The sequence below is a fragment of the Chromobacterium subtsugae genome, assembly GCF_035919665.1.
Taxonomy (GTDB): domain Bacteria; phylum Pseudomonadota; class Gammaproteobacteria; order Burkholderiales; family Chromobacteriaceae; genus Chromobacterium; species Chromobacterium subtsugae.
In genome coordinates, this window is the sequence record NZ_CP142381.1 from 1,521,535 (window position 1) to 1,537,702 (window position 16,168).

18 protein-coding genes are annotated in these 16,168 nt (G+C 65.6%); 6 read left to right on the forward strand and 12 right to left on the reverse strand.

Annotated features, from left to right (window positions below):
* The first annotated feature begins 10 nt into the window (after window positions 1-10).
* Window positions 11-601: a C39 family peptidase gene (locus tag U6115_RS07485; protein ID WP_043574377.1), complete on the forward strand. Its 591-nt coding sequence runs from the start codon at window positions 11-13 to the stop codon at window positions 599-601.
* A gap of 64 nt (window positions 602-665) precedes the next feature.
* Here U6115_RS07485 and miaA read toward each other — a convergent pair whose 3' ends face one another.
* Window positions 666-1,643, reverse strand: a complete 978-nt coding sequence (miaA, locus tag U6115_RS07490) for a tRNA (adenosine(37)-N6)-dimethylallyltransferase MiaA (RefSeq protein ID WP_043574379.1) — start codon at window positions 1,641-1,643, stop codon at window positions 666-668.
* Window positions 1,644-1,759: 116 nt separating this feature from the next.
* On the opposite strand from miaA, the gene U6115_RS07495 reads away from it, so the two are divergent.
* From U6115_RS07495 to greB, 5 genes are all read left to right on the forward strand, one after another.
* Window positions 1,760-2,278: a GNAT family N-acetyltransferase gene (locus U6115_RS07495; protein WP_043574381.1), complete on the forward strand. Its 519-nt coding sequence runs from the start codon at window positions 1,760-1,762 to the stop codon at window positions 2,276-2,278.
* Window positions 2,279-2,358: 80 nt separating this feature from the next.
* Entirely contained in the window at window positions 2,359-2,991 is a 633-nt protein-coding gene (gene scpB, locus U6115_RS07500) for an SMC-Scp complex subunit ScpB (RefSeq protein ID WP_043574383.1), read from the forward strand.
* A gap of 37 nt (window positions 2,992-3,028) precedes the next feature.
* Entirely contained in the window at window positions 3,029-4,429 is a 1,401-nt protein-coding gene (locus tag U6115_RS07505) for a pseudouridine synthase (RefSeq protein ID WP_047236748.1), read from the forward strand.
* A 90-nt stretch (window positions 4,430-4,519) separates the two neighbouring features.
* Window positions 4,520-4,981, forward strand: a complete 462-nt coding sequence (locus U6115_RS07510; RefSeq protein ID WP_052258010.1) for an NUDIX domain-containing protein — start codon at window positions 4,520-4,522, stop codon at window positions 4,979-4,981.
* 47 nt (window positions 4,982-5,028) lie between these two features.
* A complete protein-coding gene (greB, locus tag U6115_RS07515) occupies window positions 5,029-5,583 on the forward strand; it encodes a transcription elongation factor GreB (RefSeq protein WP_043574385.1) in 555 nt (184 codons plus the stop codon).
* Window positions 5,584-5,658: 75 nt separating this feature from the next.
* Here the strand turns inward: greB and U6115_RS07520 are convergent, their stop codons facing one another.
* The 11 genes from U6115_RS07520 to minC all read right to left on the reverse strand — a co-directional run bounded on the left by U6115_RS07520 (window position 5,659) and on the right by minC (window position 15,761).
* Complete coding sequence (locus tag U6115_RS07520; RefSeq protein ID WP_047236749.1) at window positions 5,659-6,117, reverse strand: MarR family winged helix-turn-helix transcriptional regulator; 459 nt, start codon at window positions 6,115-6,117, stop codon at window positions 5,659-5,661.
* 88 nt (window positions 6,118-6,205) lie between these two features.
* Complete coding sequence (locus U6115_RS07525; RefSeq protein ID WP_043574386.1) at window positions 6,206-6,841, reverse strand: hypothetical protein; 636 nt, start codon at window positions 6,839-6,841, stop codon at window positions 6,206-6,208.
* 120 nt (window positions 6,842-6,961) lie between these two features.
* Window positions 6,962-8,977, reverse strand: a complete 2,016-nt coding sequence (locus U6115_RS07530) for a M3 family metallopeptidase (protein ID WP_043574388.1) — start codon at window positions 8,975-8,977, stop codon at window positions 6,962-6,964.
* Between the two features lie 100 nt (window positions 8,978-9,077).
* Window positions 9,078-9,668 (reverse strand): pyridoxamine 5'-phosphate oxidase family protein, encoded by a 591-nt coding sequence (locus U6115_RS07535; RefSeq protein ID WP_043574392.1) that lies wholly within the window; start codon window positions 9,666-9,668, stop codon window positions 9,078-9,080.
* Window positions 9,669-9,676: 8 nt separating this feature from the next.
* Window positions 9,677-10,285: a hypothetical protein gene (locus U6115_RS07540; protein WP_043574397.1), complete on the reverse strand. Its 609-nt coding sequence runs from the start codon at window positions 10,283-10,285 to the stop codon at window positions 9,677-9,679.
* A gap of 143 nt (window positions 10,286-10,428) precedes the next feature.
* Window positions 10,429-12,453 (reverse strand): M3 family metallopeptidase, encoded by a 2,025-nt coding sequence (locus U6115_RS07545; protein WP_043574399.1) that lies wholly within the window; start codon window positions 12,451-12,453, stop codon window positions 10,429-10,431.
* A 239-nt stretch (window positions 12,454-12,692) separates the two neighbouring features.
* Entirely contained in the window at window positions 12,693-12,824 is a 132-nt protein-coding gene (locus U6115_RS07550) for a VOC family protein (RefSeq protein WP_255361843.1), read from the reverse strand.
* 180 nt (window positions 12,825-13,004) lie between these two features.
* Window positions 13,005-13,943, reverse strand: a complete 939-nt coding sequence (locus U6115_RS07555) for a LysR substrate-binding domain-containing protein (RefSeq protein ID WP_043574401.1) — start codon at window positions 13,941-13,943, stop codon at window positions 13,005-13,007.
* Window positions 13,944-13,946: 3 nt separating this feature from the next.
* Window positions 13,947-14,204, reverse strand: coding sequence for a cell division topological specificity factor MinE (minE, locus tag U6115_RS07560; protein ID WP_043574404.1), 258 nt, complete (start codon window positions 14,202-14,204; stop codon window positions 13,947-13,949).
* Between the two features lie 3 nt (window positions 14,205-14,207).
* Complete coding sequence (gene minD, locus U6115_RS07565; RefSeq protein ID WP_043574406.1) at window positions 14,208-15,020, reverse strand: septum site-determining protein MinD; 813 nt, start codon at window positions 15,018-15,020, stop codon at window positions 14,208-14,210.
* Between the two features lie 24 nt (window positions 15,021-15,044).
* Entirely contained in the window at window positions 15,045-15,761 is a 717-nt protein-coding gene (gene minC, locus U6115_RS07570; protein WP_043574407.1) for a septum site-determining protein MinC, read from the reverse strand.
* Window positions 15,762-16,168: the final 407 nt, after the last annotated feature.

A 16,168-nucleotide genomic window follows, 5' to 3' on the forward strand; every position in this document is an offset into this window, starting at 1 on the left:
GAGGAATGCCATGACCGGCAATCGATTGAGCAACACCGCGCTGGCGGCCGCGCTGTTGGCGGCCAGCATCGCCGCGCAGGCCGACAGCAAGCTGCTGGGCGTCCCCTTGACCGTGCAGGAGCATAGCCAGTGGTGCTGGGCGGGCTCCAGCAAGGCGGTGCTGGCGTGGTACAAGCAGACGCCGAGCCAATGCGCCATCGTCAACTGGGCCTTCGGCATCAACTACGCCTGCGGCAACAGCAATTTCAACTGGAACAGCGACGCCAACAGCCCCAACAATATGTTCGGCGGCAACGGCAGCCTGCAGGACATCCTGACGAATTGGGGCGTGTCCAATTACACGGTATACGACTATCTGTCGTGGACCCACGTGCAGCAGGACATCCAGGCCAATCGCCCCTTCGTGATCCGCTATGGCTGGACCAGCGGCGGCGGCCACTTCATCGTCGGCCGCGGTTACCAGACCGGCAGCGGCGGCAATTACCTGTACATGATGAACCCGTGGCCGGGCGAGGGCATGACCTATGCCAGCTACAGCAGCGTGGTGTCGGCCAGCGACCATGATTGGACGCATACCCTGCGGATGAACGCCAGTCCCTGAACCTTTTGCCGGGCGAAGATGTAAAACGGCAGGCGCGCGCCTGCCGTTTCGCGTTGCGTGGCGTTCAGAACGGCCCGCTGAAACGTAGCGCGTCGGCTGGCGGCTTGCCGGCGAGGAAGTCCGCCACCGCGTCCGTCAGCAAGCCGGCCAGGTCTTGTTGCTGGGCATCCACCGGCATCACGTCCAGGCCGCGGGTCCAGGTCAGCTGGCGTTTGGCCAACTGGCGGGTGGCGGCGATGCCGCGTTCGATGAATTCGCGGCGGTCGTACAGGCCGTCCTGGTGTTCCCAGGCCTGGCGATAGCCGACGCAGCGCATCGACGGCAGGTCCAGGCTCAGGTCCGGATATTGGGCGCGCAGGCGGCTGACTTCGTCGAGGAAGCCTTGCTCCAGCATGATGTCGAAGCGCTGCGCGATGCGTTGGTGCAGCCAGCCGCGCTCCCGCGGCACCAGCGCCAGCGGCAGGTGTCTGAAATCGGCGGCGGCGGCCTTGCCTTGGGCGATCAGTTCCGACATCGGCCTGCCGCTCAGCAGGCACACCTCCAGCGCGCGGTGGATGCGCTGGGCGTCGTTGGGATTGAGCCGGGCGGCGGTGGCAGGGTCCAGTCCGGCCAGCCGGGCGTGCAGCGCCGGCCAGCCCAGCCGCGCGGCGTCGGCGTCCAGCTCGGCGCGCAGCGCGGCGTCGGCCTGGGGCAGATCGGACAAGCCCTCCAGCAGCGCCTTGTAATACAGCATGGTGCCGCCCACCAGCAGCGGGATGTTGCCGCGGGCGGAGATTTCGCCTATCAGGCGATTGGCGTCGGCATGGAACTGCGCCGCCGAATAGCTTTGCAGCGGGGTGATCACGTCTATCAGATGGTGGGGGCAGGCCGCCATTTCTGCCAGGCTGGGCTTGGCGCTGCCGATATCCATCCCGCGGTAGACCAGCGCCGAGTCGACGCTGATGATCTCCAGCGGGAAACGGCGGGCCAGCTCCAGCGCCAGGCCGGTTTTGCCGGAGGCGGTGGGGCCCATCAACAGGATGGCTTGTGGGGTGTCGCTCATGAGAATGCTCGCTGCGGTCAGGGAGAGATTGTCGCATAGCCGGCGCGGGCGCGCGCAAAAGGCTTGACCTTGCCGCGCAGCTGTTTACGATGGGAGTATCGATCCGGGAGCCGCCAATGAAAATCGAAGCCGCCAGCGAGCACCATCTGTCAGCTTATCGCCGTTACTTCCAGGCCTGCCGCGAAGCGGATTTCGAATATTACCGCGGCCTGGAGGACGACGCCGGCCACTGGCTGGGCCAGGTGGTGCTGCATGCGCAGGGCAAGTCGCTGCCGGCGGGCTGGGTGCCTTGCCAGACCTGGTTTCTGCTGACGGGCGAGGGCGAGATCATCGGCGCCGCCCGCTTGCGCCAGGGCGAAACCGATGTGATACAGGATGTGATCGGCCATATCGGCTTCGAGGTGTTGCCGCAGTGGCGCGGCCATGGCTACGGCCGGGTGCTGCTGCAGTACGTGCAGGCGTTGGGCAGCAGCCCGGCCTGCGGCAATTGGGTGCTGGTGTGCGACGCCGACGATCCGGCCGCCATCCGCACCATAGAGGCTTGCGGCGGCCAGCGGCTGGAGGACATGCCGCAGCCGGATGGCCGCGTGCTCAGGCGTTTCAGCCTGACTTCGCTGGCCGGACTGATGGATTAAGTTTCACCCGCGGCGAAAAACGTGTAGAATCCGAGGCTTCCCGCGCTAAGCCCCCTGTAATTCTCCGGCACCCCGGTTTAATGTCCACCATTACCGATTTAAAATATCTGAAGATCGTGCTGGAAACAGCCTTGCTGACGGCCCAGGAGCCGTTGTCGGTTTCCCAGCTGAAAAAGCTGTTCACCGAAGACGTCAAGGCCGCCTTGATCAATGATATTCTGGATGACATTCAGGGCGACTGGCGCGGACGCGGCATCGAGCTGGTGAAGCTGGCTTCCGGCTGGCGCTTTCGCGCCAGGGCCGAATTCACGCCCTATCTCAACCGGCTCAATCCGGAAAAGCCGCCGCGGTATTCGCGGGCGGTGATGGAAACCCTGGCGATCATCGCCTACAAACAACCTGTGACCCGTGGCGACATCGAGGCGATACGCGGCGTATCCGTCTCCACCAATGTGATGCAGACCCTGCTGGAGCGGGGCTGGATCGAAGTCATCGGTCACAAGGACGTGCCGGGCCGTCCCGGCCTGTACGCCACCACGCGCAAGTTTCTGGACGATTTGAGCTTTGTCTCGCTCAACGATCTGCCGCCATTGGCGGAGCTTGGCACACTGGTGGTGCCGGACACCCAATTGCAAGACGACAGCCCCGATGCGGGCGCAGACGATCTCCCCCTCGACGATGAGGCGGACAATTTAGAGCCTGTCGCAGAATAAGCTTTCTGCCAGTTGCTCCCATGGAAAGAGCAAACACATGTCTACAAAAGGACAACGTACCAACGCGCGCCAACCGGTTGCGCGTGTCAAAGGTCGTGAAACCGCACAGCCGCGTCAGAATGCCGGCCGCAACCAGGGCCAGCAAGCGCGCCAGGGCAAGTCCGGCCCAAGCGCCCAGCCCCGTTTCCCGCAACAGCAGCAAGCCGGCGCTGGCCAGCAGAACGGCCGCCGCAACGGTCCGGCGCGCCAGCCGCGCGATGCCTATGGCAATCCCGCGGTGCCTTCGCAGAACGGCGTGCCGCTGTTCAAGCTGAGCCGCCGCGAACAGGAGCAACAGGCGCTGGCCGCCGCCCGCGGCAAGCCGGTCTACGGCCGCGACAGCAATGGCGACGTCAACGGCAACGTGGCGCTGGACCACGAGCGCCGCTTCGGCAACAAGAACGCGGCGGCGCCGGTTGACGGCAACGCCGCCAAACCGCCGCGCGGCCCCAAGCCCGAAGGCGAAGGCCGCGGCCGCCCGCAGCAGGTGCAGAAGGCCAAGAAGCTGCGTCTGCGCAGCCCCAGCCAGGACATCAAGAGCAAGTCGCAAAAGCTGAAGGAAGTGCGCGTCGATCTGAACGAGATCGAGCCCATCCGCCTGCAGAAGGCGCTGTCCTCGTCCGGCGTCGGCTCGCGCCGCGAAATGGAAGAATGGATCGAAGCCGGCCTGGTCACCGTCAACGGCAAGAAGGCCAATCTGGGCGACAAGGTCGGCCCGCACGACCGCGTGATGGTCAAGGGCGACGCGATCAAACTGAAATGGCCTGACCGCCTGCCGCGCGTGATCATGTATCACAAGGAAGAGGGCGAGATCGTCACCCGCGACGATCCGGAAGGCCGCGTCACCGTGTTCGACCGCCTGCCGCAAGCCAAGTCCAGCCGCTGGGTGGCCATCGGCCGCCTGGACGTCAACACTTCGGGCCTGTTGCTGATCACCACCAGCGGCGAGCTGGCGAACCGCATGATGCACCCCAGCTTCGAAGTGGAGCGCGAGTACTCGGTGCGGGTGATGGGCGAGCTGACGCCGGAAATCATGAAGGAAATGGTCAAGGGCGTGGAGCTGGAAGATGGCCCGGCGCGTTTCGACCGCATTTTCCAGACCGGCGGCCAGGAAGAAGCGGCCAACCAGTGGTTCAACGTGGTGATCAAGGAAGGCCGCAACCGCGAAGTGCGCCGGATGTTCGAGCACTTCGGCCTGACCGTCAGCCGGCTGATGCGCGTGCGGTTCGGCAATATCGGCCTGCCGCCGCGCCTCAAGCGCGGCCAGTTCTACGAGCTGAACCCGGCGGAAGTGGCGGCGGTGATGAAATGGTCGAATCTGACCGTCACCGGCGGCAAGAAGGCGCCGGCTCAGCGCAAGGCATCGGCCCGCAAGCCGCGCACCCCGCGTCCGGAGTAAGACGCGCCGTCCGTGCTGGACGGCTTGACCGCGGGATCAAGCATGGGCGACCGCCGATTGGCGGTTGCCCGTTTTGTTTTGGGGGGAAGCGTGGAAGATTTCGGCCAGAATCAGGACGCCGGCCTGGCCTTGCCGGCGGAGCCGCGCAAACAGCGCGCCGCCATCGTCATCATCGAAGGCGGCAAGCTGCTGCTGATGCGCAGAATCAAGCCGGGCAAGGATTATTACTCGCTGCCCGGCGGCAACATCAAGAAAAACGAGACGCCGGCGATCGCCTGCGTGCGCGAGACGCGCGAGGAGACCGGCCTCAACGTCTGGCTGGGCGACAAGCTGTGCGTGCTGGAAGGCCGCAGCCGCACCGAGCATGTGTTCGTGGCGCGCGAGCACCGCGGCATGCTGCGGCTGGGCGGGCCGGAGTTGGCCAAGCTGTCTGCCGACAACCATTACGAGCTGGCCTGGCTGGACGCGGCGGCGCTCTGCGCGGTGAAATTGCGGCCCAAGGCGTTGCTGCCTTACTGCCTGGCGCTGCTTGAGGGCGGCGATCAGGCATAATGGGGCGGCGGCGCGCGCCGACATCAATCAGCAAGACGGAAACCATCATGAGCAAGGCGTTCACCAAGGAAGAAGACCAGGCGGAAGACGATCTGCCATCGGAACAGCGCTTGCCGGCGGCGAGCAAGAACTACATCACGCCCGGCGGCTGGCAGCGCTTGAAGGACGAGCTGTACCATCTGGTCAACCGCGAGCGTCCGGAAATGGTGCAGGTGGTCAACTGGGCGGCCAGCAACGGCGACCGCTCGGAAAACGGCGACTACCTGTACGGCAAGCGGCGCTTGCGCGAGATCGACCGCCGCATCCGCTTTTTGACCAAGCGGCTGGAAATCGCCGAGGTGGTGGACCCGGAAACTCGCGAGGCGACCGATCAGATCTTCTTTTCGGCCACGGTGCTGATCCAGCGCGGCGACGGCGCCGAGCAGCGGCTGACGATAGTCGGCGTCGACGAGATAGACCTGCCGCGCGGCCGCATCAGCTGGATCTCGCCGATCGCGCGCGCTTTGCTGAAGGCCCGCGAAGGCGACAGCGTGCTGTTCCGCGGCCCGGACGGCGACGAAGACATCGAGGTGCTGGAAGTCTGCTACTGCAAGGTGGAATGAGCGGCGGGCGCATGCCGCCCGCGCAAGGAAAACGGCCCGGTCGGCGACGACCGGGCCGTTTCGCATGCGGCGGCGTCAGGGCAGGATGTGCTCGGACAGCTTGCCGTTGATCAGAAACCAGTCGCGGGTGGCCTTGTCGCCGCAATCGCCGAAGGCGGTCTGCAGCAGGCGCTGCTGCTCGCGGTGCAGGCTTTCCTCCAGCCGCAGGCCTTCCTCGCTCAGGCTGAGCTGCTTGACCCGCTTGTCGTGCGGCGCGGCCTGGCTGCAGATCAGCTCCATTTCCAGCAGCTGGCGCAGCGGGATGTTGATCGCCTGCTTGGTCACGCCCAGAAAACCCAGCAAATCCTTGACCGACAGCTTGGGATAGCGGGCGACAAAGAACAGGATGCGATGGTGGACGCGGGCCAGGCCGCGCTTGGCCAGCATTTCGTCCGGCTTGGTGGTGAGCGCCTTGTAGGCGTAGAAGAAAATCTCCACGGCAGCCCTGGTGTCCAGGCTGCTTTCTGCCTCCTTTGTCACTGCGGTCGTGCTCATGATGTTCCCTGTTGGTTGATCTGCGTTGCTAGCATAACCGGAATCGCCCTGCCGCGAGCTTGGATTCCGGGGACTGCCGGCCGTTCGGCTAGTTGCCGCGAACCACGACATTGACGCTGGACAACGGGTGCGATCCGATTTCGCCGATGGCGACGCTGACCCAGGTGTTGTCCTTGTGCGCCACCAGGTAGCGGTCGGATTTGTCGTAGACGATGAAGGACGAACTCAGCGCGGTCTGCCACAGATTGACATGGTTGGCGCAAGGTTTGTCGCAGATGAAGTCCAGTTTGTAGCCGTCCTGGCTCAGCTGGCTTTTGTACGCTTCCCACACCTGCATGGTGCTTTGCGAATCAGGATGGTTGTACAGGTCCTTGTAGACCTGGCCGCGCAGCAGCTCGGCCTTGGCCACCCGGATCGAGCCGTCGCTGTTCTGGTTGGGCCGCGACAGGAAGACGGTGTATTCGTCCAGTTCCTTGTAATGATGGTTGTATTCGTCCAGCTTGGCCAGCAGCGGCGAGCCCACCGGCGACGGGCGGTTGAGCTTCAGCCGGGGCGTCAGGGAGCCGTCGCCGGTGGCTGGATTGCCGCCGGAGACGCTGTTGCCGACATTCTTGGCGGTGTCCACGGCCTGGTTGACCGAATTGAGCACCGAGCCCAGGTCAAAGGCCCGGGCGCTGCCGGATAGCGCGGCGAGGGCGAGGCAGGCTGCAGCGAGGTGACGCATGCTTGACTCCATGGCATGGGTAAAGAATGCGTCAGTATCCTGGCAGCAAGCGAATATTTCAATGACATTTTCATGCTCCCGCCGATGGGCGGGAGCGGGGTGTTGCGGCCAGGCTGCGGCTCAGCCGGCCAGACCGCGTTTTTCCAGCATGGCGCCAGCGCTGGGGGCGTGGCCGCAGAAGGCCTGGAAGGCTTGCTGCGGATCGCGGCTGTTGCCGACGCTGAAAATGTGCCGGCGCAGGCTGTCGGCCAATTCGGCGTCGAAGGCGTCGCCGCGCGCTTCGAAGGCGGCGAAGGCCTCGGCCTCCAGCACTTCGGCCCACAGGTAGACGTAATAGCCGGCCGCGTAGCCGCCGTTGAACAGGTGGCTGAAGTGAGACAGGCGGTGGGCCAGCCCGGCTTCCGGCGGCAGGCCATGGCGGCGGCAGACTTCGTCCTCGAAAGCGGCGATGTCGTCGACGCCGTCGCCGGCCTGGTGCAGCTCCAGATCCAGCAGCGCCGAAATGACGTAGCGCACGGTGGCGTAGCCTTGCTGGAAATTGCGCGCCGCCAGGATCCGGGCGATCAGCGCCGCGGGAATCGCCGCGCCGGTTTCGACGTGGCGCGCGTGCCGCTCCAGCACCTCGGGCACCAGCGCCCAGTTCTCCAGCAGCTGCGACGGCAGTTCGACGAAGTCGCGCAGCACCTGGGTGCCGGACAGGCGCTGGTAGCGCACATCGGACAGCAGGTGGTGCAGGCCGTGGCCGAACTCGTGGAACAGCGTGCGCACGTCGTCGAAGCTCAGCAGCGTCGGGCTGCCCTTGATGAAATTGGTGTTGTTGACGGTGATGGGCAGGGAGCGGCCGCCGTTGCGGCCCTGGGCGCGGTAGATGCTGGCCCAGGCGCCGCCCGACTTGCCGGGGCGGGCGAAGTTGTCGCTGAGGAACACGCCGATCAACTCGCCGTGCCGGTATACCTCCCAGCCCTTCACGTCGGGATGATAGCGCGGCAGGTCGTCGCGTTCGGCGAAGCTCAGGCCGAACAGCCGGCCGGCGACGTCGAACATCGCCGCCTGCATGTTTTCCAGGCTGAAGTAGGGCTTCACTTCGGCGTCGTCGAGCGCGTAATGCTCGAGCCGCGCCTTCTCCGCCAGGTAGCGCCAGTCCCAGGGCTGGATGTCGGGGTTCAGGCCCTGTTTGCGCGCCAGTGCCTGCAATTGCAGCTTTTCCCTGGCCAGCAGCGCCTTGGCGGGCGCCCACACCTGTTCCAGCAGGCGATGGACGGCTGCCGGCGCGCCGGCCATGCGGTCGGTCAGCGCGTAGTCGGCGTAGTTGGCGTAGCCCAGCAGCCGGGCCTGGCGCTGGCGCAGCGCCATGATGCGGCGGATCAGCGGGCGGTTGTCGCGTTGCGGCTGTTCGCCGCGTCCGACCCAGGCGCGCCAGGCGGTTTCGCGCAGGTCGGCGCGGCTGGAGTGGGCGAGGAAGGCGGTGACGGACGAACGCGCCAGCGTGACAGCATGGCCGTCCAGGCCGCGCTCGCGGGCGGTTTGCGCCGCGGCGGCGCGCAGCGAGGCGGGGAGGCCGGCGAGATCGTCCTCGCCGCTCAGGCGCAGCACGAATTCGGATTCGTCGGCCAGCACGTTCTGGCCGAATTGCGCGGACAGGCGGGCCAGCTCTTCGTTGGCGTCGGCGAACTCGCGGCGATCTTCGCCGCGCAGACAGGCGCCGGCCATGGTGAAGTCGCGATGCAGCCGCTGCAGCAGGCGGCGCTGCTCCTCGTTCAACTCCAGCTGCGGCGCTTGCCGCAGCACCGCGTCCAGCCGGGCGAACAGCGCTTCGTCCAGGCAGATGGCGCCGTGGTGGGCGGCCAGCTGCGGCGCCAGTTCGCGCTCGGCGGCCCGCAGTTCGGCATCGGAATGCGAGCTGCGCAGATTGTGGAATACCAGCGATACGCGCTTGAGCGGCAGCGCGGCGGCGTCCAGCGCCTCCACGGTGTTGGCGAAGCTGGCCGGCTCCGGCTGATTGGCGATGGCGGCGACGGCGGCGCGATGTTCGGCCATCAACTGCTGCAGGGCCGGCGCGAAGTGCTCGGCGCGGATGGCGTCGAACGGCGGCAGTTGGTGCGGGGTGTCCCAGTGTTGCAGCAGCGGATTGCTCATGATGGTTGCTTTATGGTGAAGGTTTGCGAAGGGGAGATCTGATCGGGCCGCCGCGGTTGCGGCCGGCCATCTGCAGCTTGCTGCAATGCGCCTTTCATGATTACGGCACCAGCACGGTTTCTGACCAGCCGTCGGCGACCTTGCGGTACAGGCGGCGGTCGTGCAGCCGGTCGGCCAGCGATCCTGTCCATAGCTCCAGCATGTCGATCTGCAGCCGCAGCAGGGCGATGCCGGGCGGCGCGTCGGACACGGCATCCGGTTCGCGTTCGAGCTGGGCCATTTCAGCCAGCAAAGCCGCGCGCGAGGGCAGCGGGCTGCTTTGCTGCCGGATGCGTTGATGGTAGCGGTCGGCTAGCCGGCTGGCGCGGCGTTTGGCCTGCCAATCGCGTCTGAGCTGTTCGTTCTGTTCCAGCATCGCCTGGCCTCTGAGGCGGTATTGCACCATCTGCGCGGGCCAGAAGCCGGCCAGCTCCCATTTGCCGTTGGCTTGCCACTGGCGGATCTTGGGGCTGGCGGCATTGACGGAAACCGCGATGCCCGCCGCATCCAGGCTCAGCAACGTCACGATCCGCGACGCGGGCAAGCCATCCTCGTCGATGGTGATGAAGCTGGCGTAGCGGGCACAGGGGTCGCCCAGACTGCAAGCCTGGAGGAATAATTGTTCAAGTTGCGCGACGGGATCGGTTTGCATGGCGGACGCTATTGGGATTGGCTGGCGTCCCAGCGTTCGTACTGGATGTCGCCTGGAGCCACCTTGAACTGCTTGCTGATGTGGGCGACGATCGGGTCCCATTTCGCGCGCTGGCTGGCCGGGTAGCGGATGTCGAAGGTCATGAATTGGTCGTCCACCAGATAGGTCTTCTGGTAGAAGATCTTGTCGCCTTCGGTGCCGGAAATCACGAACCAATCTTTCTTGATGGTTTTGAAGACGATTTTGCGTGGCTCGCCGGATTCGGACTGCGCGTGTCCATCTCTCCGGTAACGCTCTTGCAGCGAGGTTTCCGCGGCATTGTTGGAGCCGGATGCGGTCATGATGGTTTGTTTATCCGGCGAGACAAGCCTCACGCCATCGCCGTTGTCGGCCTCCTCTCCCGGAGCCAGCAGGCCCTTGGGAAAGGGCAGGGAGAAAGGGAAACGGCCGTTTTCATAGGTTTCGTAGCGAACCGGAACCACTCGTTTGGCTTCGACATGGTCTTGGGGCGAGGCCGTGTGCGTAGGCTGCTGCGATTTCCAGAACAGCGCGCCGATGGCGAGGAGGACGATGGCCGGGAGCAGCCACTTGATGGATTTGCCGATTTTCTTTGTCATGCTTGCAGGGTGACGATTAGTTTCATGGAATGGCCATTTTATCCGTTCTGGGGCGCGGCAGGTATGGACCACTTGGGCGCGCTTGATTCGCGCGCGCGGGAAAAGCCACCGGGCGGGGGAGGCCCGCCCGGTGGGCTGCGGCCTTACTGCAGGCCGCGTTTCTTCAGCATCGCCGCGGCTTGCGGGTCGCGGCCTCGGAAGGCGCGGAAGGCGGCGCGCTGCTCGACGGCGTCGCCGGCGCTGTAGATATGGCGATAGAGCTTGTCCGCCAGCGCCGGGTCGAAGGCATCGCCGGCTTCCTCGAATGCGGCGAAGGCTTCCGCCTCCAGCACTTCCGCCCACATGTAGACGTAGTAGCCGGCGGCGTATTCCGGACCGGTGAAGATGTGGCGGAAGTGCGGCGGGCGGTGATTCATGCCGGCCGCGGGCGGAACGCCCAGCCGTTCGCGTTCGGCGGCTTCGAAGGCGGCGATGTCGACGCCGTCCGCGTCGGCGCGCTGGTGCAGCGCCAGGTCGATCAGCGTGGAGGCGGTGTAGCGCACCGTTTCGAAACCCTGGTTGAAATGGCGCGCCGCCTTGATCTTGGCCACCAGCTCGGCCGGGATGGCCGCGCCGGTTTCGGCGTGGAGGGCATGCTTGGCCAGCACTTCCGGCACCAGCGCCCAGTTCTCCATCAGCTGCGACGGAAGCTCGACGTAGTCCCACGGCGAATTGGGGCCGGCCAGCAGCCGGTATTCGACGTTGGACAGCAGGCCGTGCAGGCCGTGGCCGAACTCGTGGAACAGCGTGCGCACGTCGTCGAAGCTCAGCAGCGTCTGGCCGTGGCCGGCTTTGGCGAAGTTGTTGTTGTTGACGACGATGGGCAGCGCTTCGCCGCCGTTGCGCGCTTGCGAGCGGTAGACATGCATCCAGGCGCCGCCGCGCTTGCTTTGGCGCGCGTAGTTGTCGCCGAGGAACAGGCCGATCACCTTGCCGCCGCGGCTGACTTCCCAGGCGCGCACGTCCGGATGGTAGAGCGTGAGGTCATGGCGCTCGGCGAAGCTGAGGCCGAACAGCCGGCGGGCGACGTCGAACATCGCCGTCACCATGTTTTCCAGGCCGAAATAGGGCTTGATCTCGGCGTCGTCCAGCGCGTAGCGGGCGATGCGCACCTTCTCGGCCAGGTAGAACCAGTCCCAGGGCTGGATGTCGGCCGGCTCGCCGAGCCTGGCGGCCTCTTCGCGCAGCATGGCCTTTTCCGACTCGAAGCGGGCCTTGGCCGGCTCCCACACCTGTTCCAGCAGCGCATGCACGGCGGCAGGCTTGCCGGCCATGCGGTTGGCGATCGCGTAGTCGGCGAAAGTGTCGAAACCCAGCAGCCGCGATTGCTCGACGCGCAGCGCCAGAATCTCCCGCGCCAGCGGGCGATTGTCGCGCTCGGCATGTTCGCCGCGTTCGGTCCAGGCGCGCCAGGCGGCTTCGCGCAGCTCGCGGCGGGCGGAGAAGGTGAGGAAGGGCACGATGGACGAACGCGACAGCGTGATCGCCCAGCCCTCAAGGCCGCGGGCCTCGGCGGCGGCGCGGGCGGCGTCCAGCAGGAAGGGCGGCAGGCCGGCGAGGTCGTTTTCGCCCAGCGGCAGCGCGTACTCGGCCTCGTCGGCCAGCACGTTCTGGCCGAAGGCGGTGGTCAGCTCGGCCAGCCGGGAAACGATTTCGGCGTAGCGGCGGCGGTCTTCGCCCTGCAGCTTGGCGCCGGCGCGGACGAAGTTGCGGTGGATCAGGTCCAGCAGCCGATCCTGTTCCTCGCTGAGGCCCAGCTCGGCGCGGCGGGCGTGGACGGCGTCCAGCCGGGCGAAGAAGCCGGCGTGCATGTAGATGCGGCTGTTGTGCTCGGCCAGCTGCGGCGCGGTGCGGCGTTCCACTTCCTGCAGCTCGGCCGAGGTTTCCGATGCGGTCAAATTATCCAGCAGCAGCTGGGCGCGCTCCAGCCGGCGGCCGCTGCGGTCGAAGGCGGCGGCGGTGTTGGCGAAGCTGGGCGCTTCTTCCAATGCGGCCAGCGCGTCGATTTCAGCCAGGTGCTCGGCGAACAGCGCGGCGAGGGCCGGTTCGAAGTGCTCGGGCCGGATCAGCTCGAACGGGGGCAACTGGTAAGGGGTGGACCAGTCTTGCAGCAGGGGATTGGCGTTCATGGCGCTAGTCTCTGTTGGGGTGGTTGCGGCGAAACGACCCATGACTTTAGCATTTATTCCGATGCGGACAAACAGCTAAATGCCAAGCGGGTGGCTTGCCGGCCGCGCGGCTCAGAGGTTTTGCGCGATGCGCCACAGCGCGCGGGACGGGGTGGTCTGCGCGAAGTCCCGCATCCGCCACCGCGGCTCCGTCAATGCGCCGATGTCGGCCCGTTAGCGTGTGGCGATGTCGCGGCGCGTCAGATGGCGGCGTTTTCCACCAGCAGATGCATCATGCGGTTGGCGGCGAATTCCGGATGGTGATAGTCCTGCAGCAGCAAGCCGCAATGGCCGGGGACGAAGCAGGCGGCGCCGTGGCTGTCCGGCTTCATTTAGAAGCCGATGTCGCGGTAGAAGGCCTGCGACAGCTTGAAGCCGCGGGCGGAGAGGAAGGCTTTCCGTTTTATGCTGGCCAGTTCGTTCATAGCCTTGCCCTGCCGTTTCCTGATGGTGAAAAAAATCCCGCGGCGGCAGAACCGGCGCGGGAGCGGGCGTGATGGCGACTGCGCCAGTCACTGCAGCTTGGGCTCGCCCTCCAGCATGACGACGCCGGGCAGGCCGGAGCGGAACACCGCCTGCTGCAGGGTGTCGATCGCCTTTTTGCGGAAGAACTGCTTGCGCGTCACCAGCAGCACGCGCCGCTGCGGCGCCGGCTGGCTGAACGGCACCACCGAGAGCAGCGTTTCGTCGCCGGGGCCGACCGAGGTGGCCGGCATCACGGTGACGCCCATGCCGCTGGCCACCATGTGGCGTATGGTGTTGAGCGAGCTGCCCTGCAGCGTGCTGGCCAGATTGTGGCCGAAGTGCTGGCGGCTGGACAATTCGCTGCAGGCTTGCAGCACCTGGTCGCGGAAGCAGTTGCCCTGGGTGAGCAGCAGTACGCTCTCCTCGGCCAGCTGGCAGGCGTCGACCTGCGGCTGCTTTTCCCAGGGGTGGCCCTTGGGGGTGGCGACGACGAAGGGCTCGTCGTACAGCGGCCAGGCTTCGATGCCGGTTTCCTCGAAAGGATCGGCGACGATGATGGCGTCGACCTCGCCGCGCTTGAGCATTTCCGCCAGCCGGGAGGTGTAGTTCTCCTCCAGGATCAGCGGCATGTCCGGCGCCAGGATGCGCAGCGCCGGAATCAGCTTGGGCAGCAGGTAGGGGCTGATGGTGAAGATCACCCCCAGCTTCAGCGGCCCGGCCAGCTCGTTCTGGTGTTCGCCGGCCAGCCGCTTCACCGCCTCGGCCTCTTCCAGCACGCGCTGCGATTGCTCGATGATGCGTTCGCCGATTTCGGTGACCGCCACTTCCTGGCCGCCGCGTTCAAACAGGGTGATGCCCAGCTCGTCTTCCAGCTTCTTGATGGCGATCGACAGCGTCGGCTGGCTGACGAAGCAGCTCTGTGCCGCGCGGCCGAAGTGGCGCTCGCGCGCCACAGCCACGATGTAGCGCAGTTCGGTCAGCGTCATGGCTTAGCGTTGGTGTTCCGGCAGCACGATGTTGACTTCCAGGACTTCGTAGTCGTCCTGGCGCTCCACCTGCACCTTGATGTCTTCCAGGTTGACCGCGACATATTTGGAGATCACCTCCATCAGCTCGCGCTGCAGCGCGGGCAGATAGTCGGGGGCATCGCGGCCGTTGCGCTCGTGGGCCAGGATGATCTGCAGGCGTTCGCGGGCGATGGCGGCGGATTTTTGGCGCTTGCCGAAAATCATATCGATCAAGGACATGGCTTAACCTCCAAACAGGCGCTTGAGGATGCCCACCTTGGGGGCGTCCAGGAAGCGCATCGGGCGTTGTTCGCCCAGGAAACGCGCCACCACGTCGGAATAGGCGTCGGCCACGTCGGAACCTTTCAGGTGGATGGCCGGCGTGCCGGAGTTGGAGGCTTGCAGCACGCTCGGCGATTCCGGAATGACGCCCAGGAGCGGCACTCGCAGGATTTCCTTGACGTCGTCCACCGACAGCATCTCGCCCTTGTCGACGCGGCCCGGCGCGTAGCGTGTGATCAGCAGGTGCTCCTTCACCGCCTCGCGGCCTTCCTCGGCGCGCTTGGACTTGGACGACAGGATGCCCAGGATGCGGTCGGAGTCGCGCACCGACGACACTTCCGGGTTGGTGACGATCAGCGCCTCGTCGGCGAAGTACAGCGCCATCAGCGCGCCCTTCTCGATGCCGGCCGGGGAGTCGCAGACGATGTATTCGAAGCCGTTGTCGGCCAGCTCTTTCAGCACTTTTTCCACGCCGTCCAGCGTCAGCGCGTCCTTGTCGCGGGTTTGCGAGGCCGGGATGATGAACAGGTTGTCGCAGTTCTTGTCCTTGATCAGCGCCTGGTTGAGGCTGGCCTCGCCGTTGACGACGTTGATCAGGTCGTAGACCACGCGCCGCTCGCAACCCATGATCAGGTCGAGGTTGCGCAGGCCGACGTCGAAGTCGATCACGGCAGTCTTGTGGCCGCGCAGTGCCAGGCCGGAGGCGAAGCTCGCGCTGGTGGTGGTTTTGCCTACGCCACCCTTGCCGGATGTCACAACGATGATTTTTGCCACGGGGCTTTCCTTTGGAAAAATGTGTTACTCGCCGAGCGCGGCCATCACCAGGCGCTCGTTCTCAAGATAGATCTGGGAGGGCTTGCCCAGGATGCTGTCGGGTAGCGCCTGTTCGATGGTGCGGTACACCCCGGCGATGGATACCAGTTCGGCCTCCATGCTGCGGGTGAAGATGCGCGCGGCGGCGTTGCCGCGCGCGCCCGCCAGCGCCCGGCCGCGCAGCGGGGCGTATACATGGATGTTGCCGTCGGCGATGACTTCGGCGCCGGCGCTGACCATCGCCAGCACGATCAGGTCGCAGCCCTTGGCGTAAATCTGCTGGCCGGCCCGCACCGGGCGGTCGACGATCATCGCGCCGGCGGGCGCAGCAGCAGGTTCGACGGCGGGCTTGGCCGCAGGTTCCTGCGGCGCTTGCGCCGAACGCGGCAAGGCGGCGCTGCTGGCGAAGGCCAGGCCGAATTGGCTGGCCACCGCCGCCAGCGCGTTGTCCGGGTGGCGCAGCGCCACCGCGCGGATGCCGCGGCGGCTGAGCAGCGGCAGCAGGCGCCCCAGATCCAGCTCGGCCGGATTGGGCAGCGCTTCCACATCGAGCACGAAGGCTTCGGCCGGCGCGCCGCTGGTGTTGCCGAAGCGCGCGTCCAGCGCCTGGCTCAATTCGTCCAGGTTGTCGGTGCGCAGCAGGATCGCCAGCAGGTCAAGGCTGGCGGATTTGATATCAAAGGCGTTGGCCACAGGGCTCATGGGGTAGCTTTTATATGTAGATAGATTTCTTCTATGGCGCGAGTGTACTGGCTTGACGGCGGGCTTTCAATGGCGGCGAGACGGCGGCCGGGGCCGATGAGGCTTTGGCGCGGCGGGCGGGCGGGGAAGGTGAGTCGCCCAAGCAACAGCGGACTGTTGCGGCGCAAAATGGACTGTCCGGACGGGCGGGTGGCGTCACTGGCGTTCCGTGTAATGATAATGGAATTTTGCTGTGGTAAAACTCGTGTCAAAATAGCCGCTTAGTTTATTGTGCGGCGCAGCATTTCCTTGACCGGGCATCCTCGGCGCGCTACAGTATGATTGTTGCGATGCAACATCGCGCGGAACAACAGTTTTGTTGCTGTATCACTGAGTCGTTGTCTACCCGACATTCTAGGAGCTGAATA